This window comes from Anabaena sp. UHCC 0253, assembly GCF_009712085.1.
GTDB lineage: Bacteria > Cyanobacteriota > Cyanobacteriia > Cyanobacteriales > Nostocaceae > Dolichospermum.
Map to the genome: position 1 here is coordinate 21,577 of NZ_VILD01000001.1, position 20,264 is coordinate 41,840.

General features: G+C 37.4%; 18 protein-coding genes and 2 pseudogenes. 5 read left to right on the plus strand and 15 right to left on the minus strand.

The annotated features are described in order from the left end of the window. Nucleotides 1–67: 67 nt before the first annotated feature. From FJR38_RS00110 to FJR38_RS00130, 4 genes are all read right to left on the minus strand, one after another. Nucleotides 68–280: a type II toxin-antitoxin system HicA family toxin gene (locus FJR38_RS00110; protein WP_168534753.1), complete on the minus strand. Its 213-nt coding sequence runs from the start codon at nt 278–280 to the stop codon at nt 68–70. Further along, nucleotides 277–522 carry a type II toxin-antitoxin system HicB family antitoxin gene (locus FJR38_RS00115; RefSeq protein ID WP_168534755.1) on the minus strand — a complete coding sequence of 82 codons (246 nt, stop codon included), beginning with the start codon at nt 520–522 and terminating at the stop codon, nt 277–279. The genes FJR38_RS00110 and FJR38_RS00115 overlap by 4 nt, the downstream gene beginning before the upstream one ends. A gap of 39 nt (nt 523–561) precedes the next feature. Then, entirely contained in the window at nt 562–813 is a 252-nt protein-coding gene (locus FJR38_RS00120) for a type II toxin-antitoxin system HicA family toxin (RefSeq protein ID WP_168534757.1), read from the minus strand. Between the two features lie 398 nt (nt 814–1,211). Then, nucleotides 1,212–3,380, minus strand: coding sequence for a recombinase family protein (locus tag FJR38_RS00130; protein ID WP_168534759.1), 2,169 nt, complete (start codon nt 3,378–3,380; stop codon nt 1,212–1,214). A 58-nt stretch (nt 3,381–3,438) separates the two neighbouring features. Between FJR38_RS00130 and FJR38_RS00135 the strand changes: the two genes are divergently transcribed. Then, complete coding sequence (locus FJR38_RS00135) at nt 3,439–4,752, plus strand: proton extrusion protein PcxA (protein WP_168534761.1); 1,314 nt, start codon at nt 3,439–3,441, stop codon at nt 4,750–4,752. Nucleotides 4,753–4,944: 192 nt separating this feature from the next. Here FJR38_RS00135 and FJR38_RS00140 read toward each other — a convergent pair whose 3' ends face one another. Continuing rightward, on the minus strand, nt 4,945–5,589 hold the full coding sequence (locus tag FJR38_RS00140; protein WP_168534763.1) for a DUF3386 domain-containing protein: 645 nt from the start codon (nt 5,587–5,589) through the stop codon (nt 4,945–4,947). Between the two features lie 103 nt (nt 5,590–5,692). Between FJR38_RS00140 and FJR38_RS00145 the strand changes: the two genes are divergently transcribed. Next, a complete protein-coding gene (locus FJR38_RS00145; RefSeq protein ID WP_168495866.1) occupies nt 5,693–6,358 on the plus strand; it encodes a LuxR C-terminal-related transcriptional regulator in 666 nt (221 codons plus the stop codon). A 107-nt stretch (nt 6,359–6,465) separates the two neighbouring features. On the opposite strand, the gene FJR38_RS00150 is transcribed toward FJR38_RS00145, so the two are convergent. Both FJR38_RS00150 and FJR38_RS00155 read right to left on the minus strand, forming a co-directional pair. Further along, nucleotides 6,466–7,092: an RloB family protein gene (locus tag FJR38_RS00150; protein WP_168495868.1), complete on the minus strand. Its 627-nt coding sequence runs from the start codon at nt 7,090–7,092 to the stop codon at nt 6,466–6,468. Next, nucleotides 7,077–8,396 carry an ATP/GTP-binding protein gene (locus tag FJR38_RS00155; RefSeq protein ID WP_168495870.1) on the minus strand — a complete coding sequence of 440 codons (1,320 nt, stop codon included), beginning with the start codon at nt 8,394–8,396 and terminating at the stop codon, nt 7,077–7,079. The genes FJR38_RS00150 and FJR38_RS00155 overlap by 16 nt, the downstream gene beginning before the upstream one ends. Before the next feature lie 362 nt (nt 8,397–8,758). Between FJR38_RS00155 and FJR38_RS00160 the strand changes: the two genes are divergently transcribed. The 3 genes and pseudogenes from FJR38_RS00160 to FJR38_RS00170 all read left to right on the plus strand — a co-directional run bounded on the left by FJR38_RS00160 (nt 8,759) and on the right by FJR38_RS00170 (nt 12,050). Further along, nucleotides 8,759–10,651, plus strand: coding sequence for a GTPase family protein (locus FJR38_RS00160; RefSeq protein ID WP_168534765.1), 1,893 nt, complete (start codon nt 8,759–8,761; stop codon nt 10,649–10,651). A 24-nt stretch (nt 10,652–10,675) separates the two neighbouring features. Beyond that, nucleotides 10,676–10,825, plus strand: a pseudogene (locus tag FJR38_RS00165) (proton extrusion protein PcxA); the annotation flags it as partial. Then, the gene (locus FJR38_RS00170) at nt 10,818–12,050 is read left to right on the plus strand and encodes a murein transglycosylase A (RefSeq protein ID WP_168534767.1); all 1,233 of its coding nucleotides are present in this window, start codon (nt 10,818–10,820) and stop codon (nt 12,048–12,050) included. The pseudogene FJR38_RS00165 and the gene FJR38_RS00170, both read left to right, overlap by 8 nt. 19 nt (nt 12,051–12,069) lie before the next feature. Here the strand turns inward: FJR38_RS00170 and FJR38_RS00175 are convergent, their stop codons facing one another. The 8 genes and pseudogenes from FJR38_RS00175 to FJR38_RS00210 all read right to left on the minus strand — a co-directional run bounded on the left by FJR38_RS00175 (nt 12,070) and on the right by FJR38_RS00210 (nt 20,118). Next, nucleotides 12,070–13,716 (minus strand): ABC transporter ATP-binding protein, encoded by a 1,647-nt coding sequence (locus FJR38_RS00175; protein WP_168534769.1) that lies wholly within the window; start codon nt 13,714–13,716, stop codon nt 12,070–12,072. A gap of 249 nt (nt 13,717–13,965) precedes the next feature. Next, nucleotides 13,966–15,512, minus strand: a pseudogene (locus FJR38_RS00180) (mercuric reductase). Between the two features lie 160 nt (nt 15,513–15,672). Beyond that, nucleotides 15,673–16,209, minus strand: a complete 537-nt coding sequence (locus FJR38_RS00185) for a peroxiredoxin-like family protein (protein WP_168534771.1) — start codon at nt 16,207–16,209, stop codon at nt 15,673–15,675. A 43-nt stretch (nt 16,210–16,252) separates the two neighbouring features. Next, entirely contained in the window at nt 16,253–17,083 is an 831-nt protein-coding gene (locus tag FJR38_RS00190) for a TVP38/TMEM64 family protein (protein ID WP_371418118.1), read from the minus strand. Then, the gene (locus FJR38_RS00195; RefSeq protein WP_168535560.1) at nt 17,076–17,792 is read right to left on the minus strand and encodes a TVP38/TMEM64 family protein; all 717 of its coding nucleotides are present in this window, start codon (nt 17,790–17,792) and stop codon (nt 17,076–17,078) included. The genes FJR38_RS00190 and FJR38_RS00195 overlap by 8 nt, the downstream gene beginning before the upstream one ends. Nucleotides 17,793–18,075: 283 nt before the next feature. After that, nucleotides 18,076–18,927 carry a cytochrome c biogenesis CcdA family protein gene (locus FJR38_RS00200; protein WP_168534773.1) on the minus strand — a complete coding sequence of 284 codons (852 nt, stop codon included), beginning with the start codon at nt 18,925–18,927 and terminating at the stop codon, nt 18,076–18,078. A gap of 134 nt (nt 18,928–19,061) precedes the next feature. Next, on the minus strand, nt 19,062–19,574 hold the full coding sequence (locus tag FJR38_RS00205) for a thioredoxin domain-containing protein (protein WP_168534775.1): 513 nt from the start codon (nt 19,572–19,574) through the stop codon (nt 19,062–19,064). Nucleotides 19,575–19,602: 28 nt separating this feature from the next. After that, nucleotides 19,603–20,118, minus strand: coding sequence for a thioredoxin family protein (locus FJR38_RS00210; protein ID WP_168534777.1), 516 nt, complete (start codon nt 20,116–20,118; stop codon nt 19,603–19,605). Nucleotides 20,119–20,264 lie beyond the last annotated feature (146 nt).

A 20,264-nucleotide genomic window follows, 5' to 3' on the forward strand; every position in this document is an offset into this window, starting at 1 on the left:
AAATATTCGAGTGTCTTATTAACTATTGAAACAATCATACTTTAATAGTCATGTTCAGTCAAAATTTCTATGCGTCTTCAAAATCAGACCATTCAATTCCTAATTGTTTTATAGCTGATCGTAATGTACCTATTTTTAGATCGCGGCCACTCCAGTCAGGAATTACAGTTGCTTGCTGAGTAATTGGATTAAACCACTTCCTGTGTGAACCTCCACCACGTCTGGGAATTTCTTCACATCCCAGCCTAGATAATTTCTTAGCGACTTCTCTATAGTTCATCTGACGGATATAATTGTTTCTATCAAAGCTGGTGAATTTTGGTCTACAGATTGTAGGTTATAAGGAAGTTGTTTACCTAAATCTTCATACATTTCTATAACAGCTTCCAAAGCATCTTGAACATTAGCTAAAACTTCATCTATAGAATCCCCTTCAGTGATCAATTCTGGTAAGAGTGGAGAAGTTACAGTGAATCCTCCATCTGGTTGAGGTGTGAGCAATAGTGGGATTTTGTAGAACATATTGTGATGGTATTGTGTAGTTTATTATATTTTGATACGTTAGCTGGCAATTTTTCTCATAAAACTGTCAAAATTATTGGTGTTGATTAAACCATTTTCTACCAATATTCGACGTACAGCTACCAAATGCACAGGCTGAACATAAGCCTGTTGTTCGTAAGCTGGTAAAATCACCAAAGTTCCTGACGATGGGTATTGATAGACTTGTTGAGAGCCTGTTGTTGGTACTTTCGTGAAACCTATCTTGAAAAGCAATTGTTCTAGGTCAGTAAACTGAATATCTCTAACCATGATGACGAATCACTCCCTTGATGACTTAATCAAGATGGCACTAACTAAAATGTTTGTATCAATAACAAACCGCATTTTATCCATTCTGAAGAATCTCATCTAAAATTTCTTGAGTCAATCCCTGATCTTTTGCTTGTTCTTGCATTTCTTGAATAATGTCATCTAGGGATTTATCTTGAATAATTGATTTGAGCAAATCGTTAACAATAGTCTGAATTCTTTGCTGTTTTTTGGTTCTGCTTCTTGATAAGCTTTGGCAACTTCCGCATCAACTTGAATTGCAATTGTTTCCATATTTTGATAGGAAAAATAAGTTACATTTATTTAAATATAACATTCAATACCCAAAAGTTTAATTAAAAATAAATCTAGTAAAAATCATATACTTCTTCAAGTATTTATACCACTTCACAAGAATGAACTAAAGGTAACAAAGGTCCTATTTGTTCCTGTCCATTTACAGCTAAATCACTATGACACAAATACAATTTATCAGACACACGCGCTAGTAAATCGGCGACAATTTTTTCTAGTCTTTGTTCTTCGGCTAATTGTTCATCTTCTGCTGTCCAAGGTTGTCCTAATCTATCTCGTAAAAATAAAGTTGCACCAAATAAAGTAGCTGCACCACCTTTTGCCCATAGTGGTGAACCAATATCTAACCAAAAATGCCAACGGTGATTTTTACGACTCGCACGGTACTGGAAGATAGTTGCTAAAGTTACAGCTTTTCTACTATTACCAATGGGACGCACTGGATAGGGGTTAGCGGTAATTGTCCCCCGTCGCAGCAGTTGAATAAACTCAGCAATAGTGATATTGAGAGTTTCAGGTGTATGTAGTGAAAGTAATAGAGGATCAGTTTGTTTTAAGCGAGTGTCTATTTCCCAATAATGTTGGGCGGTTTCTAATAATTCTCTTAATGCTGCTAATTCTTGATATGAAGGGTTTTTATCGTTAGACACAAAGTCTTGAATGGCTTTGTAGAGGAGAAAAATGGGCGTGAGGAGAAGACGTTGTTGATATTGCGATCGCTGTTCTTCCAGCCAGTGTAATATTTCTTCATAAGCTTGAGTCGCAAGATAGCCAATTCTATCCCAGCGTTCAAAGGTTTTCACTGGTAATAAATCGGGTGTGTCGGGGTGGGGAACAAAGCAATAATCGGCTATTAACCCAGCCCGGACTGGATCTATTCGAGAATGATGGAATTCTTTTTCCTCCCCATCTTGCGTTCTCTGTTGACTCAAAACAACCAACATTTCCGCCACTGCATCCCTATCTACTAAGCGTCCCAATCCAGGATAAACTAGAGCCATTAAGGTGAGTAATGCTCTGACTACCGATGAACTGATTAAAGGGCGTTGTTCGTTGAGAGATGTAACTTCGATATTTTGTTTAGTTAGTATTTCTACTAGGGTATAACGAGCGATCGCATCTAAACCTGGTGCAATAATCGCTACTTCTTCTGCTGCTACCTTCCCGGATTTGATCCCCTCAATAATTGTCTCGGCTGTTTGGCGTAATAGCTGGGCGCGGGAGGTTGTTTGGATGGCTTGGACAGAAGTAGGTAAACGCAACATGATCATTGGCTGTGTTACCAATTCTACCATTTGATTAGTTAGGGAAGAAGCCAAACTATCTAGCGGTGGATCAGTTAAATTTTCTACTTGACAACGCCCAGCTAATCTGGATAAATACTGAGGATCTGCACCTAAACCCCAGCGAATTGCCCCTTGAGGATTATAGCTAAATGCCCCTACAGCGCCAGAATCTAACAAAAACTCAAATAAGTTAGCAGCGATCGCCGGATAATCATCCACATCGTCTGCTATTATGCCTTGATAGCGTTGCTTCAAATGCTGCTGATAGCTATCATGAGTTAATAATTGTTGGTGATAAAGTTCGGTAATTAACCCATAAGTTAATAACCCTCTTTCTAAACACCAATTCCGCCAATTTAGCAACAAAAAACCTAAAAACTCCGGTTCTAAATTGATAGAATCATTTTCTAACCCACTTTGCAAAATTTGGGGAATTTCTTCACACCGCACACCACTATAAGCGGCTAATTGCCATAAATCCAAAATCCGCCTTACCAAACGAGACTCATTGATTCCCACACGCCGCAAAATTTCTACATCTAAGTGAGAACTCCAGAGTTTTGTCGCCAATTCTTGTTCCATTTCTGGACGTAATCTGACGGGAAACTGTGCTTTGAGTGACAACGAATCAATTAATAATGGCCAAAATAAAGTTACCTCATCTTGGAAAAAACCCAAAGCTGTTTTGACGCGAATCGGATATTTTCCTAATGTTAAACTAGCAATCAGATCAGCTAATTCTCTGCGTTTATCATCATTAGCGGCCAATAGTAAAATACCTGCTTCTCTTTGGCGTAAATTTGAGGTTTTAACTATAGGTTGATTTTTTTGATTATTAATATTTTTAGTATAAAATGAAGCAAATACTTGATTACCAATTTTTAACCAATCATTAAACTGGTTTACCAAGCGAGTAGTTTTACCACTGCGGCTAGTACCAAAAATCCAGAGAGAATCAGAAACCATACCTCTTGCGTTAACCTAAGTTTAAGAATTAGTGGATCATGCCAGATAATCGTCAAGGATGAAAAACACCGTGTTTAGCCAAAAAATATACCCTTTTTTGTTGGCTGCTTACAAATGGTATCTACTGACACCAGAGCGTTCTTTAGATACAGCTTATCAAGCAGCTATCAAAATTAAGGAAATTGAAGATAAACACTTCAATGGTAACAAAATAGACTCCGAATTTACCATGTACAGCACCAGTGTCATGGATTATTTTCAAGCAGATTTGCAAAAATTATTAAAAACTGTACAAATGCGGCTTACCGAATTTAAAGCTAGTCGCTGGTTTTCTAATGAATCTAAACAAAAAGCTGCCATAAAAGCGGGTATTACCTATTCTAGCCCAGCATCAATTTTAGAGAAACTAGAATTCATTGATCAAGTTACCTCTAAATACATTAATAATGATATAGATACAACTTATAATAATCCCCCTTCTCCAGCCGTTAAAGTTCCCCCAAATTTAGTTAATTCTCAATCATTTATCCCCAAAACACCAGATCAAGCTAACCCCAATATCCGTAAAGGAAAAGCTAATTCTACAAGTCTTTTACCACGCTCAATTTTAAGCACTATCACTCGCTTACAAGTAGAGTTAGATCCAGCTTCTGAACAAGATGTAGTTAAAACTTTTCGGCAAACACAACAAAGAACTATTATATCAATTCGGTTTATACTTCTACTAATTATTGTTCCTCTCCTCACCCATCAAGTCACAAAGGCTTTAGTTGTTGGTCCTTTAGTTGAACGTTTTCGACATGAGGAAACAGGGGAAGTTTTCTTAAATAAAGAAATGGAAGAAGAAGCATTATTAGAATTACAAAGGTTTGAAGAAAAAATTAAATTTGAAGCATTAATTAGTAATGCTCCTCCTCTGGAAGATGTAGAAATAGAAACTAAAGTCAAAGAAAAAGCTGAGGAATTAGCTCAGGAATTTCGTGGTGAAAGTGCGAATGCAATTAAAAATGTATTTGCGGATATTTTTTCGGTAATTACTTTCATTTTGTTGTTATTAATTAGTAAACCTTCTATTGCGGTGCTAAAAGATTTCTTTGATCATATAATTTATGGTTTAAGTGATAGCGCCAAAGCATTTATTATTATTTTGTTTACTGATGTTTTTGTCGGTTTTCACTCTCCTCACGGCTGGGAAGTTCTCTTGGAAGGTGTCTCACGTCATTGGGGATTACCAGCTAACCGGGATTTTATTTTCTTGTTTATTGCCACATTTCCCGTAATTTTAGATACGATATTTAAATACTGGATTTTCCGTTATTTGAATCGAATTTCTCCTTCTGCGGTTGCTACATACCATAACATGAATGAATAGTCTTGGTAACAATAAAAATATTATATAGCGTTTCCTAATCTACTAAAATACAAATTTATCTGCGGTTAATTCTTTCTTCCGTGTACCTCACTTAGATGTAAATCGCTATAGCAATAATAAATAACAAGATCCCCGACTTATTCAAGAAGTCAGGGATCTGATGAATATGGGTTTTATGGATTTCTTAAAAATCTAACCTAACAACTCAATGTTAGAAAAGATAAAATCTTGAATGGAAATATTTCCATCTGTTTCTGTGCGAATTTCTCGACGGTTGAGAATGTAATAATTTCCTACTTTTTCATACTCATCAGTAAAATCGCTTTTACCGCCCTTTTGTGCGCCGGTTTCGGGGTCATGATATACAGAATCATAAGTATGAGAAAGATATCCTTCCTCTGTATTATGACTGCTAAAGGTGTCAATAGTCACGAAAGTACCGTGAATTAAACGGTGAACGTGGCAAACTTCATTGTTACGCACTTTGTATTTATCTCCTTCCGCTTTACCACCAACCAAAATTTCTACCGCGCCGGTTGCGTCAGTGTTACCAGATGTAAAGGTATTTGCGCCGTGAGTTTGTGTAAAAGACCGACGGACACGGTGAATGGAGGTTTCCCACGCTTGTCCGTGAATTGCTTTTTTAGCGGCTTCGTCTTCTACGTTCAAAACTTCTGCTTTCAAATTGGCATCAATCCGCACTTGACCTGTGATCACTTGGTCATCATACTTATAAGTAATATCTGCGGTATAACCAGGGAAATTACTATCCCATGTATAACGGTTTTCATAAGCTGCTTGGAAAAGTTCTTGGGCGGAAATTTGAGTAACTGTCATAATGCTTGTCCTCTGGTTACAAGTAAAAATAGCTTTTTATCGTTGCTGGTATTAGCATAGAGGTAATTATCGAGGTTCGCATAGACCCCAAATGGGTACACTTATGGCTAAAACTCTCCACGCCATTTTTCAAGCGATCGCTAATGTCCAAAATGAGCAAGAATTAAAACTAGCTCTCATGGATACCATTGGCGACCATTTTGCAGTGCAACATTGGGGTATTGATCTCCTAGATGACCAGTTAAATACTAAAATTGAAATTCCCGAAATTCCTGCTGTCTGCTTAGAAGCTAATCCCGTCGGGCGCTATGTTGTGGAACGTCACGCCCCCACCCATGAACAGTTAATTTTCTCCCCAGAAGACTGGAAAAACTATTGCACCCGTCACGAACACGTGATGACTGGCCCCATAGTTTGTGATGGTCAATTAGTGGGGACTTTAAACTTTGCGCGTGACCCTGGAAGTCAGCCTTTTGATAGTAATGATTTAGCTGATTTAAGTGCAGTTTGTCTGCATTTATCGGCGAAAATAGCCACACTCCGAGCCAAACCAAAAACCTTTTCATCTGTTGGTAATTGTCCCCTGACAGCGCGGGAATTAGAAATTGCGGAATTGGTAGCCCAAGGTTTCACTAATGGGGAAATTGCGGTTAAATTATGGATTACTCAAAATTCTGTGAAGCAAGCTTTGAAAAGAATGTTTCGTAAATTGGGCGTTTCTGCTCGTGCAGAAATGGTGGCAAAATTACAAGATAGGTTAGTTTCATAAATAGCTGTAGCACTCCTATTTTATTTGTGAATTTCAATCAATTTGATTTCACAAATATTATTTCCGAGTGCTTGTGAAAAAAATATTATAAAATGATTTAGCTAAATTTATTTTAAATCTAATAAACTACTAATTAGTTTCGGTAAATCACTACAACAAGGATTAGAATATTCATATAATTCGTCACGTTCTATCTGTTTTGCAATTTTCTCAGCAGATTGAATAGCTATTTCAGTTATTAATTTTAATGGTTTGGGATACAGACACATTGATTTATCATAGTCAGGTATATGCTTATTCAATAATTTAACTAGTTTATCACAGTTAATTTCTGCTAAATGCTCTTGAAAATGAATTAAATACCAAAGTTCAAAACAGGGATTTGTAATTGCTAGATTAATCTTTTGACTGTTAGCTCTATTAATCGCATTTTGCCAACTCGTAAGACTTTTATTAATATGTTCATCTCCATCAAAAACAGCCCAAGCAGCATCATTTTTAGTCCATCCTTTTTCATATTTTATTTGCTGTCGTTTTTCGATGAGTATTTCAATAATGTTACCTGGATCTGTTTTCCCTTTATTACGCAATACGATAATTTCTAAAGTTGGTGAACGTAATTCATTGCGAATACTATTGAAATAAATTGGTTCTGTTTTACTTCCTTCACAAGCAATTAATATTTTTTGAGTAATTTTCCTGCTAGGTTGATTACGTTCTAACTTTCTTGACATTCCTCATCACCCTGTAATATCGTTTCTTCATCAGATGGTAAGAATGGAACTGCACCAAAGCGTCCATCTAAATAAGCTTTATCAATCGCTAAATCATTGCGGACATGGAAATCTGTTAAAGGATATAATTCTGTACTATGGTCAGGGCGTTTTTGTGTAAACCATATTTGATCACGTCGTAGTAAGTTATTTCTTTGCAATGTATTATCATGGCTTGTGAAAATAAGTTGAGCATTTTTTGGGTTGGTTTTGGGATTTTGGAACATTCTAATAATGCTTTTTACAATGTTTGGATGAATATTTGCGCCTAATTCATCCACAATTGTCAAGCTTCCTGCTCCTAAAGTTATTACTATCCGAAACGCCAAGCTAAATAGACGTTGCGTTCCCAAAGATTCTTCATCTAAAGTCCAAGAAATTTCATTACCTTCCAAAGTATTATGTATAGCATATATATTGTAGTCAAGCAGATCATCTGATTTTTTTTTGATCTCAATTCTAGATAGCCCAGTATCAAATTCTTGTACAATTTTTAATGCTTGTGGTGCTATTTTTTTCTGAAATTTAGAAGCATCAACATATTGCATTGCTTTTATTGAGGTAACTTCAAATTCCTCACTACCTAAATGAATTCCTGGCCAGCGATCTTCAAGCGAACTAATTAGAGATTTAACTATATTCACCTCTAGTTTAAATAATATATTAATAAATAACTCATTTTCTCTAATACTCTGCTGTAGTTGATTATGAGAACCAGCAAAATCATCACCAGTTTTCCAGATAAATTGGTTGCTAACTTCATCCCATTTACGATTAAATAAACGACGAGTTCGCTTGGTTGTATTTAAGGAATAATTCAAATTCTCTGAAATGACACGACGTTGATTAATTTCTAATGAATAGGTATAAATATTATTATCAAATATAGTTCTTAATTCAAATTTTGTAGGTTGTTTAGCATAGATACTATCTAATTTAAAAGGATCTAGTTTGGCATATTTAAAAGTTCTCTGGAGATTTGCATCTTCTTGTATACCATAAACCATTATCAACAATAAATAATCCAAAGCTTGAAGAACATTGCTTTTACCTGACGCATTAGCTCCAAAAATTGCTAAAACAGGTAAAATCTCCATATCCCAACCTTCAACATGATACCCAGGTGCAATTTCATGATCTGATTTTATCCCTTTGCGTTTGCTGGTTGCGCTTGTCTTGCGAGTGCTTTGTTTTTGAGCAACAGCACTGAGAGTTACAGGTTCTTTAATGGAACGGTAGTTTTCAACAGTGAAGTCTACAAGCATAATTTCAAGGTACTCAAAGCAGTTTTTTGTGATTTCTTCACATAAATCTTATCGTAAAAGCCAATAAAATCGCTACTTTAACCACAACTCGTTATATTAACTTACAACTACTGCGGACTATAACCAAAAGATGATTACATTCTGTTACACACCACAACCCATCATATTAGTATTAGATTAAGAATATAAATATACACAACTCAGTAAAACAGACTGAATAATTCAAAGTTTGTAGTCAGGACTTTAGTCCTAATTTAAGGGCTGAAGCCCTTACTACCAAATTATCTCAAGATTTTTACATTACTTAATCTACTTTGATTTATTCTCGTCTACTTACTGACAACAGAAATAGGTATAAAACAATGATACGGTTAAAAATCTGGCAATGGATTATTCTAGTTTCACCAATTGCGGTAATTGTCTCTTTCCTTCTTGTTTCCGCAGGAATGCAAATTCACGCTTGGGGATTAAGTTGGATTTGGGCTTTATTTACATTTGTATTTGTCGGTTGGCGGTGGTTGCTGGTACGCTGGACTAAACCGGCTGTAAATCAAATTGAAGCTGTATTTGCAGAAGTACGAGAAGAGTTAGAAACTGCTACGGAAAATAATTTAGTAAGCGGAACAGATACGACTAAAGAAGTAGAAACAGCATTACAAAATATTCTCACCGCAGCCGCTAATGATTTACCTATTTGGGAAGATTGGCAAACTTTTTGGAAAAGATGTCAAGATTTAGTAGTAGCAATTTCTCATATCTATAATCCTGAAATTAAATATCCGCTGTTGAATATTTACATTCCTCAAGTTTACGGTTTAATTCGGGGAACAGTAGATGATATGGATCAATGGATGCAAAAATTATCTCCTGTTCTCAATCAAGTTACAGTTGGACAAGCTTATCAAACTTATGAAGTTTATCGGAAATTAGAACCATCGGCTCGGAAATTATGGAAAGTTTGGAATTGGGCGCAATGGGTATTAAATCCTGTGGCTGCGGTGGCTAAAAAAGCGAGTGAAGGTGTGGGAAATCGGGCTTCTCAAGAATTACTAATTAATTTGAGTCAACTATTACGAGAAGCGGCTTTGCGGAATTTATGTAAACAAGCGATCGCTCTCTATGCAGGCACTAAAATTGAATTACCTATTCCCACCCTACCCCAGACCAAAACCCAAACCTTGCGGGACATTCTCACCCAAGCTGAACCCCCAGAAATCGTTGCCCAAAAACCCGTAAATATCCTCATTATCGGGCGCACAGGTGCAGGAAAAAGTAGTTTAATTAATACTCTTTTTCAAGATGAATTGGCTGAGGTTGATGTTTTACCCAGTACAGATGAAATTAAAAATTACCATTGGGAAACGGAAAATGGAGAAATTCTCAACCTGTGGGATACTCCCGGTTATGAACAGGTAAAACGGGAAGATTTACGAGATTTAGTGATTGATTATGCTAGTAATGCTGATTTACTCTTATTAGTTACTCCTGCCCTTGATCCGGCGCTACAAATGGATGTAGATTTTATTCAAGATGTAAAATCGGAAGTTGCAGATTTACCGATTATTACCATTGTCACTCAAGTAGATCGTTTGCGTCCTATCCGCGAATGGCAACCTCCTTATGATTGGGAAAAAGGAGAAAAACCCAAAGAGATTTCTATTCGAGAAGCGACAAAATACCGTCAACAACTATTAGGAAATTTTGCTAATTTAGTTTTACCTATTGTCACAAGTGATCCGAAAAATAATCGCAGTGCTTGGAATATGGAGGCTTTATCTTTAGGATTGTTATCAGCAATAGATCCGGCAAAACAATTACGTTTAACGCGCTTTTTACGTAATTTAGAAACCCGCACTAGTGCAGCAGCTAAAATTATTGATCATTACACATTTCAAATGACAACGACCCAAGGAATAGCTGCATTACTAAAAAGTCCTGTTTTGCAATTTATTTCCACTTTATCAACAGGTTCTCCTACTCTTGCTTATTTACTAGCAGAACAAATTCCCATTGAACAATTACCGATAGTGATTGGGAAATTACAAATGGCTTATGAACTTTTTCCGCTGTTAAATACAGACAATTCTAAAACTCGTAATTTTGATTTACTATCCCTATGGCCATTGTTGTTAGAAAACCCATCTACACCAGATCGTAACGCTTGGGCATTCGGTCATGCTTTAATAGAATATTGGACGCAAGATTTAACTATTGAACAACTGCGAACCAGATTTAATTATTATCTTCAGCCGTGAAAAATTAGAGCTTTTTTCTGTGATTGGGGATTACCAGCCAATCGTGATTTTATTTTCTTGTTTATTGCCACGTTTCCCATAATTTTAGATACGATATTTAAATACTGGATTTTCCGTTATTTGAATCGGATTTCTCCTTCTGCCGTTGCTACTTACCATAACATGAATGAATAGTCAAATATTTACTAGGATTACTATTAGCTTACCTGTATTAATTGCTGTTTTCATCGCCGGGATACAGCCACTGCACAATCAAGAACTCAGTTCTCCAGAATGTCGGTTAACAAAATGGAATTTACCAACATTAGCTAATCCAACCAAAAAGAAGTTACCTGTACTGATTTCAAGAGTTCCAGTTACTTGTTGTCAAGAAGATGTTTCTTGTCTAGATCAGGGGATTTATGAAGATAAAAAAGCTCTATTACAATCAATAGATTACAGTCTTAAATATTTGCAAACTCCAAGGGCGATCGCTGCTTATCAAAAATCAGAAATTACCAGAGAAAGAGTTTATAAAAGTTTGCAAAGGTTTCGTCAATTGTTGATTTCCACAAAATCTGCTCAAGCACTACAAGCAGCTATAGAAAAAGAGTTTGTTTTTTATCAATCTGTGGGTAGAGATAATCAAGGAACAGTTCTATTTACTGCTTATTATGAACCTTTATATTTAGCCAGTCGTCAACCTACAAAAGAGTTTCGTTATCCAGCTTATCGCTATCCTCCTAATTTAAAATCTTGGGCTAAACCTCACCCTAACAGATTAGAATTAGAAGGTGCAGATGGTTTACAAGGTGGAAAAGGAAAATTAAAGGGATTGGAGTTATTTTGGTTTCGAGACAGACTCGAACCTTATATGATTCAAATTCAAGGTTCAGGACGACTCAATTTAACAGATGGAACTCAAACAACTATAGGTTATGCAGGCAATACAGCCTATAATTATAGAAGTTTAGGAAGGTCTTTAGTAGATGATGGTAAATTGCCTTTAGAAGGGTTAACTATGCCCATTATTATTGATTATTTCCAAAAATATCCCCAGGATTTAGATATTTATATTCCACGCGATCGCAGTTTTGTATTTTTTGAGGAAACCTACGGAAAACCAGCCCAAGGTTCTATTAGTGTACCACTAACTCCAGAGCGTTCTATTGCTACAGATAAATCTCTGATGCCTCCAGGAGCTTTAGCTTTAATTCGCGCTCCTTTTCCCTATATAAATAAGAGTAATAAAATCGAACATCGGCTTGTCAGTCGTTATGTTTTAGATCAAGATACAGGGGGAGCAATTAAAGGCGCAGGGAGGGTAGATTACTTTTTAGGAACAGGTGAAGCCGCAGGAGAAAGGGCTGGGGTAACAGTCAGCAATGGACAATTATTTTATCTGTTACTCAAACCGTAGAATTTGGCTATTATCCTAACTAAACTCTTGCTAATAAAGGTGCAGCCGCTAGGAGGGTTTGGGTATAGGGATGTTGGGGATGGGCAAAAATCTGTTTTGTTTGTCCTAATTCGACTATTTTACCACCGTGCATAACTGCAATGCGATCGCACAAAAATCTTGCTAACCATAAATCATGAGTAATGAATAAGTAAGTGAGATCAAATTCAGCTTTTAATTGCAACATCAAATCTAATACTTGTGTCTGCACACTAGCATCTAACATACTCACTGGTTCATCACAAATTACCAATTTAGGACGAGTAATTAAAGCGCGAGCGATCGCTACCCGTTGTTGTTGTCCCCCTGATAAATCGCTAGGATACCGCTGATAATATATTTCTGCTGGTGTTAATCCCACTTTTTCCAACATCCATAAAACTTGTTCTTTGGCTTTTGTAGAATTAGCTAAATTGTGAATTAATAAAGGATCAGCAATACTTTGTCCCACTGTCATAGCTGGATTTAAACAAGCATGGGGATCTTGAAACATCATTTGCATTTGTCTACGAGAAGAACGGATTTCTTGCCGCGACAAAGTAGTTAATTCTTGTCCTAAAAATTCAACTTGTCCCGATGTCGGCGGAATTAATTGTAAGATGGTTCTTGAAAGTGTACTTTTACCACAACCAGATTCTCCAACTAATCCTAAAATTTCCCCAGGATACAATTCTAAATTAATTCCATCTACAGCTTTAATTGTTTGAACTGCACTTTTAAATAACCGTTCAAGAAAATTTGGTTCGATGGTATAATGTTGCTGAAGTTCGGTAACTTTTAAAATTGGTGATTGATGACTTTGATTGTGATTAGTTACCAATTGATCATCATTTTCTTTTTGAATGTGTAAAGCTGCTTTTAATAATGATTGAGTATATTCATGTTGGGGATTAGCAAATACAGTTTCTGTTTGCCCCATTTCTACCATTTTTCCCTGATACATGACACCAATGCGATCGCAATATTCCGCTACCATTGCTAAGTCATGGGAAATTAGCAACAATCCCATGTTCTCTTCCGCACACAATCGCGTTAACTCTTGCAGAATTTGAGCCGAAACTGTGACATCTAGACTAGTTGTGGGTTCATCAGCGACAATTAACTGAGGATTGAGAAGTAAAGCCAGAGCGATCGCTACCCGTTGACGCATTCCCCCGCTAAACTCATGGGGATACTGATTCCAACGACTAGCAGGAATTTTCACCTTTTCTAAAGTCGCTAAAGCCTTTTTCTTCGCTTGCTGTTTGGATAGTTCCGGTGCATGAGCTTGTAAAGTTTCCAGGCAATGATTACCAATAGTCATTAATGGATCAAGTCGCGTCATCGGATCTTGAAAAATCAAAGCAATCGCTTCTCCTCGAAATTTCTGCATCTGCATCGCAGTTAAATCTAATACAGAATCTCCTCGAAAAATTACTTTACCATCAACACGGCTAGTAGGTGGCAGTAACCGCATGATTGCCCTACCAATGGTAGATTTACCACAACCAGACTCTCCCACTAAACCCATTCTTTCACCGACTTGGAGAGTAAAAGATACATCATCAACAGCCCAGATTGCACCTTCCCCACTTCTTTGGGGATAAGATACACGGAGGTTTTCAACAGTAAATAAGGCTTCATTCATAGTTAATTATCAGCCTAGTGCGATCAGTTTTTATAAAATCGTCAATCTAGAATAGTCTATCAGGTTAACAAAAAACGGTGTTACATGGCGATAAGTATGCTGATTGCAGTTTAGTTGAGTACGTAATGGGAATATAAATCGCTCACTTGTTATTTATTTTTAATTACTGGATAAGGCATAATCATCAATATTTTCCTAAACTACATTTATCTTCATTTAAGATCCAAATAGGCTATTTTTAATGCCAGTTTAGGATAACTTGGTTAGTAATTCTAAGAAACGTTTAGATGTTGGTGTTAATAGAGTACGACGATAAGCATCTGCTGCTTTTTTAATAGCTTCTGCTTGAGTTGGGTAAGGATGAATTACACCAGATAACCCATTTAAACCAACCTTATTAACAATTGCTGTAGTTACTTCACTAATTGTTTCCCCAGCATGATGGGAGACAATAGTTGCACCTAAAATTTGATCTGAGCCTTTTTTGTGGATGATTTTCACAAACCCATCTTCTTCACCATCAGCGATCGCTCGATCTACACTACTAAAAGGAATCTTAATCGTATTAATATCAATACCCTTGTCTTGAGCTTCCTGTTCATACATTCCCACATGGGCAATTTCTGGGTCTGTAAATGTTACCCAAGGCATTACCACGCTACTAAGTTGAGATTTTCCGAAGCCAAAGGGAGAAAACAGAGTATTCTTAATCACAATTCGCGCTGCTGCATCAGCCGCATGAGTAAATTTCCAATCCATACAAATATCACCCGCTGCATAAATTTTGGGGTTCGTTGTCTGGAGGTAATCATTAACTTTTACTCCCTTTCTTTGGTCATACTCTACCCCAACTCCTGCTAAATTTAAACCTTCCACATTTGGTGCGCGTCCAGCACCAACTAAAATATCATCAACAACAATTGACATTTTAGAACCATTGCTAAGAAAGTGAATCAACTTCCCTTCAGGAGTTTTTTTCACACTTTGTATTTGACTATTTAAAACTAACTGAATACCTTCGTGGATGAAAACATTCTGAACAATTTCTGCCGCTTCTCTATCTTCTTTATTTAAAATGTGGGAACTTTTATGAAACAAAACAACTTGAGAACCCAAACGTTGAAAAGCCTGAGCTAATTCACAACCAATTGGTCCACCACCAATTACAGCTAAACGTTGGGGAAGTTCAGTAAGTGAAAATACAGTTTCATTAGTCAAAAATCCAGCTTCTTCAATTCCCTGAATTGATGGTCTGACGGCTCTAGCACCTGTAGCAATCACAGCTTTTTTAAAGCGAAGTTTTTGATTACCAACTTCAATAATATGATCACTCGCAAACCGACCGCTACCCAAAAAACATCAACTCCTAACTTTTGAAAACGATGGGCAGAATCATGATGGCTAATACCCGCTCTTAAACGGCGCATTCTTGCCATTACTGCCGGAAAATCAACATCTATTTTTTCTGGAGGATTAATTCCTAAAGCCTTAGCTGCCAAGATTTCGCCGACAACACGAGAAGAACGAATCATACATTTGGAAGGCACACAACCGACATTTAAACAATCACCACCCATCAAATGTTTTTCAATCAAAGCCACCTTTAATCCCACATCTAAACCTGCTGCACCTGCGGCCACAACTAAACCTGCTGTACCAGCACCAATCACAACTAAATCATAACAATCAACAGGTTGAGGATTAACCCAATCAGATGGATGAACATGAGAAATCAGTTTTTGATTATACTCATCCATTGGTGGCATCGTCACTTTGGAAAATTCAGAATTTGACATAAATTAACTCCTTTAATCTTTAAATAACTAATCAGTCACCAAACATAAATAAAAAAAGTTTGTAGTGAGGACTTTAGTCCTCATAACCAAATAAAAAATATGGCTTAACAACAATATTTTTTTTATGCTGTTGTTGTATATTTTGGATTTTGAATTATTATTAATCTGTTCCCCGCACAGGATAATTCTTTTGTAAAATAAAGTCAATAGCAGAGAGCATATCTGATATAGGTGGACGACCAAAAGGTGAGCTATTGACAGCAGCATAGAAAAGTGTACCGTCTGGCTTAACTAAGAAAAAACCAGGTTCACAAAATAAAAGAGGTTCTTTCTCAAAAGCACCTTGGGAAATATAAAGTCCCCAACTGCGAAATAAATCTATGCTGGCTTCATAGCCAATTGTGAGATTTTTGATTCCCCATTCAGAGATTGATTTTTGAGCATCTGCTTGACTATCGCCACTAATAGCGATCGCTTGCACCCCAAGTTTAGTAAAATCTTCTGAAAGTCTTTCCAGTTCCGCTAAATAATTTTGACAAATTGGGCAAAACCAACCACGATAAAAAATAATTAATGTGAAATTTTGGGGTTTCTGCTCAGAGAGTTTCCAAACTTTATCATCGAGAGTTTTTACTACCAATTCAGGAACTTGAGTACCAGTGAGTAATTTGATTGTCTTTGTTTCAGTCGTAGTCATATTTTCCTCTCATCTAAAAAGTAGTAAATCTGGATAGGAATTACTATAAAACTTCATCTTCTAACGCCTTACGAGCAACTTTAGTGACATAAATTGTCACAGCAACCGTAGCAATAAAGCCGATAATCCGAATTGCCCACTGGACACCGGGATTTCCGGGTTGAGATTCAGTCCCAATGGTGGCAATACTCCCCGCTAAAGAACCGATATAAACATACATAATTGTGCCGGGAATCATGCCAATTGAACCCAGAACGTAGTCTTTGAGGGAAACTCCGGTTACACCATAGGCATAGTTCAACAGGTTAAAAGGGAAGATAGGAGAAAGTCGGGTTAACAGGACAATTTTCAGTCCTTCTCTACCCACAGCTTCATCAATCGCCCGAAATTTATTATTACCTGCGATTTTCTTAGCCACCCAACCCCTAGCCAAATAACGTCCGACTAAGAAAGCTGCTGCTGCTCCTATAGTTGCACCAATGAAGACATAAAGTGAACCCATAACCACACCAAAGACAACCCCTGCACCAAGAGTGAGGATTGACCCTGGTAAAAAGGCGACGGTGGCAATGATATAAAGTAAGATAAATGCCAATGCTCCTACAGCACCAAGACCATCAATCCATTGCAAAGCATTTTTTAACCATACTTGGGGATTAAATCCTGGAGTGTTTTGAGCCGATTCTTGTCCGAAAGCTGGTTCTGTGGCAAATACTAAGGTAACGCTAAATGCTAACAGGATGAGGACAGCAAATTTAATCAGCTTTTGCCAGTTTTTAGTTGAGATATCTGCGATAGTTCTATTTTGATCTTGAGGAACTATCAAATTAATCAATCCTGGTTGTAACATGGGTGATTTCTCCTGATTAAACATTTGTGTTTAAAGCTTTTTTGGCTAGGCGTGCTAAATAAATAGTCAGTGCAACTGTAGCTATCAATCCCACCCCCCGAATTAACCATTGCATAATTTGGGTTTCTGGACTGTTGAACTGATTCGGTTTTCCTAGCATAGCCAAATCGCTAACCAGAGAACCAAGATAAACATACATTACAGTGCCGGGAATGATACCAAAAGAACCCAAGATATAGTCTCTCACAGAAACCTGAGTCACACCAAAGGCGTAATTTAACAGGTTGAAGGGTAAGATGGGGGAAAGGCGAGTCAGGAGGACAATTTTGAAGCCTTCTTTAGCTACTGCTTTGTCAATTGCTTGGAACTGAGGATGAGTCTCAATCATTCTGCAAATTGCTTTTCGACACAAACAACGGCCAATGAAAAAAGCCCCGGTTGCGCCCAAAGTTGCAGCAATTACAACATAGATTGATCCCCAAACTAATCCGAATAGTACACCTCCACTCATGGTCAATAAAGCACCGGGAATAAATAGTATCGTTGCTATGTTGTAAATGACGATAAATGCAGCTACTCCCCAAGAACCGAGACTTTCCACCCAGATTAATGAAGTCCGTAACAGTTCTTGAATATTAAATTTTTGAATAGTAGCGATCGCCATAGCAACTAAACTACTAATCAGCAATAGTTTGATTTGGGAACTGAATCGGCGTTTTCTCGGTTGGTTCATTTCATTGGTTTTTTCTTGGTCATTTTTTCCCATGTAGGGGCGAAGCATTCGGGCGATAAATTCTCGATTTTTTCCATGTAGGGGCGAAGCATTCGGACGATAATTTATCGGTTTTTTCCCATGTAGGGGCGAAGCATTCGGACGATAATTTATCGGTTTTTCCCAAGTTTATTTTCCGAATGCTTCGCCCTTACACCGAATGCTTCGCTCTTACACCGAATTTTGATGCTTCCAGTCCCGTCATGAATACGCGCCTACGATTCCTGACTCATGCTGTATTATCCTAACTGCCGACAAACCATTGAGTCCCCGTAAATAGGTAATATGCCCCAGTCAGGATCAGCGCCATACTACCAAAGCGGATAATTCCCTCAGAATGTTGTAACAACTGCTTACTTTGTTTAGCCAGTCCTGTAAATAAACTAGCTAGGAAAATCAACAGAGTGTAGCCCAAAGCGTAACTTACCATCGTCAGCGTCCCCAATATCTGCGAACCTGTTGCCGCTGCTGCTGCCAGTACCGCAAACAACACCGGACTAGCACAGGGGGAACTCACCAAAGCAAAGGTCAAACCCACTCCATAAGGACCAGCTTGGGGTAAATTCACATTCATCTGTGGTAGGGGGATATTTACCACTCCCATCAACCACAAACCCATTACAGCCATAATCAATCCCACTATTATATTGATATAGCCTCGGTACTCCACCATTACAGTCCCGGCAAAAGATGAAACCAAGCCAAACAGACTTAAAATTGTCACTGCTCCCAGGACAAACAAGCCAGCTTTAATAAAAGCATCCCCACGAGATTTAATATTTAATGTGCCGATGTAGCTGAGGTTGACCGGCAAAAGTGCCAAGATACAGGGGGAAACACTAGCAAGTAACCCACCAATAAACGCCAAAGGTATCAACACCAAAGGATTTCCTGTGTCCTGTTGATCAAACCACTGCTGATAACGGTTTTCGACAATGGAAATGACTCGTTCAATCGGGTGACTAATCACTGATCCAAGGGTGATCACCAGAACTAGGGTAAATAATCCTAATCCAGCGTAAATTAGCCATTTTTTTGAGATTTTAGAACGCTGGAAAGAGGTTTGTTCTGTTGACGATTGAGGTATTTGTTTCATGGATTTCTTCTGAAGTCAATTCATCTAAGCAAAGCAAGATGCAATTTATTTTTGGGGTTGCACAATGGTGGGATTAATTATATTTCGCGCAAAGACGCAAAGTTTGAAATTGGGAATTTTCTAATTTCATGAGTTTATTTAGCTAAAGCGACATCAAGAACTGTTTTGTAATCTTCTAAGTTAGGATTATTGCGGTGTTGTGCTAATACTTTTCCTGTGACAGGATCAATGATTGTGAGCATTCCTGTTTGAGATTTGTTTGCAGCTAAAAATTCACTAAGTCCTAGTTCTTTTGCTTTAGCTTCTGCTTGGGCTGTGGAGGATTTATCGCTAACATCCAGAACTACGAAATGAACTTTTCCGTTATAGTCTTTTTCTAATTGTGATAATGTTGGAGCAATATTTTTACAGGCAGAACACCAACTAGCAAATACATCTACTAATACTGGTTTATCTTGGAGTTGTTTAGCTAAAGGAGTTCCTAGAGATTTGGCTTTACCTACATTGGGATCTTTTTGAGCAACATCTGTAGTTGATGGAGCTTGATTTTGAGAAATACTATCTGATGTTTTTGGGCTGCATGATACTGTCAAAATCAATCCGCTTAAACACAGTAGACTTAGTAAAAATTTGGTATGTTTGTACATTAGTTTTTCTCTTCAAGTTTAATTTCAATTACTTTTTGGCTAAAGCTGTTTCGAGTATTTTGGTGTAGTCTGCTTTATTCGCATTGTTTTGGTAAATTGCTAAAATATTGCCAGTGGATGGATCAATAATAGCTACAGTGCTGGTTTTACTCTTATTAGCTTTTAGGAATTTACCCAAACCTAATTTTTGTGCCATTGCTTCCGTCTGTTTTAGTTTAGCTTTATCAGTTACATCCAAAACCACAAAGTTAACTTTGCCGGAATATTTTTGTTTTAATTGTGACAGAGTGGGGGCAATATTTTTGCAGCCACTACACCAAGTAGCAAACACATCTACTATGACTGGTTTCCCCTGAAGTTCTTTAGCTAGAGGTCCGCCTACAGAATTGGTGGTAGCAGTAGATGGATTTACTTGAGCAATTTTCGTAATTGATGATTGAGTTTCAGTTGCAGAAATAGTAGTTGAGGTTGTAGCTAACATTGATGCAGTAAAAACTAGGCTGCTCAAAGAAATTTTCAGCAAGGAATCTATATATTTAGACATTAAATTTTTCCTGTTCTCAATATTGAATTGCAAGACGCTACCACAATGCGCCGGGGAGTACATTTTGTGCTTTTTCTCCTCAAAATCGCAATTGCAATGGTGAATTGTGGGGCATCTATCTATAAGACGAGTGATTATCAAAACTG